Source organism: Phormidesmis priestleyi BC1401, from assembly GCF_001650195.1.
GTDB lineage: Bacteria > Cyanobacteriota > Cyanobacteriia > Leptolyngbyales > Leptolyngbyaceae > Phormidesmis_A > Phormidesmis_A priestleyi_B.
In genome coordinates, this window is record NZ_LXYR01000182.1 from 1 (window position 1) to 701 (window position 701).

Here is a 701-nt window from a genome sequence, read left to right on the forward strand (position 1 = left end):
GGTCTTGACCTCAACGCGTTGGGATCAATTCTGGAACAAACTGAATCAATACGGCTTTTCCGTTGCCCTCTAATAGTATCAAATAGAGGTCGCACCCTATTAAAGGGGGGGTTGGCAAGTCCACGGTCGCAACCAACATGACCGTAATGAGAGCCAACCAGGGGATGGACGTGCTGCTCGTCGATGCTGATGATCAAGGCACGGCTTCAGACTTCACGGCGGTTCGTAACGAAACCTTAATAGAGCAGGGAGCTGGCTACACCTCCATCAAGCTTTATGGAGCGGCAGTCAGATCTGAAGTTTTGCGGATGGCAAAAAAATACGACGATGTGGTGATTGATGTGGGAGGTCGAGATACAGCAGGACAGAGAGCAGCTCTCTCGATGGCGAATGTTTATGTGATTCCCTTTCTTCCTGGCTCTTTTGATGTCTGGACATTAGAGAGTGTTGGCAAGTTAGTCGAGGAAGCCCGCGCTTTCAATGAGAATCTGAAAGCCCTCTGCATCATTAACCGTGCAGATGCAAAAGGTTCAGATAATTCGGATGCCGCAGCAATTGCCAAAGACACACCCGGTCTAGAATTCATTGATGCTCCATTAGGAAACCGAAAAGCCTTCCGATCAGCAGCGTCTAATGGACTGGCAGTGACCGAATTTAAGCCATCAGACTCGAAAGCGATCGCTGAGGTCAAAAAACTCTAT

General features: G+C 48.8%; 1 protein-coding gene. It reads left to right on the top strand.

What is annotated here, in order from left to right; all coding sequences use genetic code 11:
* Window positions 1–98 precede the first annotated feature (98 nt).
* Window positions 99–701, top strand: a 603-nt coding sequence (locus A8707_RS26340) for a nucleotide-binding protein (protein ID WP_269452779.1), incomplete at its 3' end; no start/stop codon positions are given.